2 rRNA genes (1 of these 2 running past the window's edge) are annotated in these 3,005 nt (G+C 55.8%); both read right to left on the reverse strand.

Going from position 1 to position 3,005, the window contains the following annotated elements:
• Window positions 1-954, reverse strand: a 23S ribosomal RNA gene (locus tag AB0L58_RS42810); it reaches 2,278 nt to the left of the window's first position.
• Between the two features lie 331 nt (window positions 955-1,285).
• Window positions 1,286-2,802 (reverse strand): 16S ribosomal RNA (locus AB0L58_RS42815).
• Together the 16S and 23S rRNA genes form the textbook arrangement of a ribosomal RNA operon.
• Between the last annotated feature and the right edge of the window lie 203 nt (window positions 2,803-3,005).

Here is a 3,005-nt window from a genome sequence, read left to right on the forward strand (position 1 = left end):
CGTGAAACACGTGACGCTGCACCTAAATGCATTTCGGGGAGAACCAGCTATCACGGAGTTTGATTGGCCTTTCACCCCTACCCACAGCTCATCCCCTCAGTTTTCAACCTAAGTGGGTTCGGGCCTCCACGACGTCTTACCGTCGCTTCACCCTGGCCATGGGTAGATCACTCCGCTTCGGGTCTAGAACACGCGACTCAAAACGCCCTATTCGGACTCGCTTTCGCTACGGCTACCCCACACGGGTTAACCTCGCCACATGCCACTAACTCGCAGGCTCATTCTTCAAAAGGCACGCCATCACCCACCCACCCGAAGGTGGCGCAGGCCCTGACGGATTGTAAGCGCACGGTTTCAGGTACTATTTCACTCCCCTCCCGGGGTACTTTTCACCTTTCCCTCACGGTACTAGTCCGCTATCGGTCACCAGGGAGTATTCAGGCTTACCGGGTGGTCCCGGCAGATTCACAGCAGATTTCACGGGCCCGCTGCTACTCGGGCATCATCCACAACAGCCGTTGAGTTTTCACTTACCGGGCTATCACCGTCTACGGCAGGCCGTTCCAGACCACTTCAACTAACCCAACGGTTTCTGACTGTCGCCCAGACCGGCAGATCTGAGAAGAATGACCCCACTACCCCGTCCAGACAACCCCTGCCGGGTATCACATCTGAACGGTTTAGCCTCATCCGCTTTCGCTCGCCACTACTCACGGAATCACAATTGTTTTCTCTTCCTGTGGGTACTGAGATGTTTCACTTCCCCACGTTCCCTCCACACACCCTATATATTCAGATGCGGGTAACACGACATCACTCGTGCTGGGTTTCCCCATTCGGAAATCCTCGGATCTCAGCTCGGTTGACAGCTCCCCGAGGCTTATCGCAGCCTCCTACGTCCTTCATCGGCTCCTGGTGCCAAGGCATCCACCGAACGCTCTTAAACACTTACAAACAAAGATGCTCGCGTCCACTGTGCAGTTCTCAAACAACACACAAAACCGATTCCCGACTCAGCACCAGCCCCGGACCAACATCCAGCGGTATGACTGAAGAACCAGTCTCGTCGTTATCTTGCCTGGAAAGAACGTCCGTTCTCTCAGGACCCAACAGTGTGTCGATATATCCACCGCGACCAACCACCGAGGATTGATCGAATGCGATGAAACCTGCCAGCGTTCCACCCATGAGCATCCGCAGCCCCACATACGGGGACTAAACGGTCTCTGGCACCAGCGTTTACCATCCCCGACTCTTCGAGGTGCGATGCAGAAGTGCTCCTTAGAAAGGAGGTGATCCAGCCGCACCTTCCGGTACGGCTACCTTGTTACGACTTCGTCCCAATCGCCAATCCCACCTTCGACGGCTCCCTCCACAAGGGTTAGGCCACCGGCTTCGGGTGTTACCGACTTTCATGACGTGACGGGCGGTGTGTACAAGGCCCGGGAACGTATTCACCGCAGCGTTGCTGATCTGCGATTACTAGCGACTCCAACTTCACGGGGTCGAGTTGCAGACCCCGATCCGAACTGAGACCGGCTTTAAGGGATTCGCTCCACCTCACGGTATCGCAGCCCTCTGTACCGGCCATTGTAGCATGTGTGAAGCCCTGGACATAAGGGGCATGATGACTTGACGTCGTCCCCACCTTCCTCCGAGTTGACCCCGGCAGTCTCTCACGAGTCCCCGCCATAACGCGCTGGCAACATAAGATAAGGGTTGCGCTCGTTGCGGGACTTAACCCAACATCTCACGACACGAGCTGACGACAGCCATGCACCACCTGTACACCAACCACAAGGGGGCACCCATCTCTGGATGTTTCTGGTGTATGTCAAACCCAGGTAAGGTTCTTCGCGTTGCATCGAATTAATCCACATGCTCCGCCGCTTGTGCGGGCCCCCGTCAATTCCTTTGAGTTTTAGCCTTGCGGCCGTACTCCCCAGGCGGGGTACTTAATGCGTTAGCTACGGCACGGATCCCGTGGAAGGAAACCCACACCTAGTACCCACCGTTTACGGCGTGGACTACCAGGGTATCTAATCCTGTTCGCTACCCACGCTTTCGCTTCTCAGCGTCAGTTACTTCCCAGAGACCCGCCTTCGCCACCGGTGTTCCTCCTGATATCTGCGCATTTCACCGCTACACCAGGAATTCCAGTCTCCCCTGAAGTACTCTAGTCCGCCCGTATCGACCGCAAGCCCACCGTTGAGCGGTAGGTTTTCACGATCGACGCGACGAACCGCCTACAAGCTCTTTACGCCCAGTAATTCCGGACAACGCTCGCACCCTACGTATTACCGCGGCTGCTGGCACGTAGTTGGCCGGTGCTTCTTCTACAGGTACCGTCAGTTTCCCTTCGTCCCTGTCGAAAGAGGTTTACAACCCGAAGGCCGTCATCCCTCACGCGGCGTCGCTGCATCAGGCTTCCGCCCATTGTGCAATATTCCCCACTGCTGCCTCCCGTAGGAGTCTGGGCCGTGTCTCAGTCCCAGTGTGGCCGGTCACCCTCTCAGGTCGGCTACCCGTCGTCGCCTTGGTAGGCCATTACCCCACCAACAAGCTGATAGGCCGCGGGCCCATCCTGCACCGATAAATCTTTCCACCACAAGACATGCATCCCATGGTCATATCCGGTATTAGACCCAGTTTCCCAGGCTTATCCCGAAGTACAGGGCAGATCACCCACGTGTTACTCACCCGTTCGCCGCTCGTGTACCCCGAAGGGCCTTACCGCTCGACTTGCATGTGTTAAGCACGCCGCCAGCGTTCGTCCTGAGCCAGGATCAAACTCTCCGTTGAAGACTCACAATCACACCCCAAAAGGTGCAATCAGAAGAATTAACCAGAGTCCGAAAACCATGGCAAAATCAAACGCCAGCAAAAGTATTTGCTGACAAAATGTCCAACCCTCACCACACGGGGGTATGAGAGAGCCGGAACCAAAAAATATTTGGCACTGACATTCATCGACACACTATTGAGTTCTCAAAGAACACACGCAC

Origin of the sequence: Nocardia sp. NPDC052112 (assembly GCF_040680135.1) — a bacterium.
Taxonomy (GTDB): domain Bacteria; phylum Actinomycetota; class Actinomycetes; order Mycobacteriales; family Mycobacteriaceae; genus Nocardia.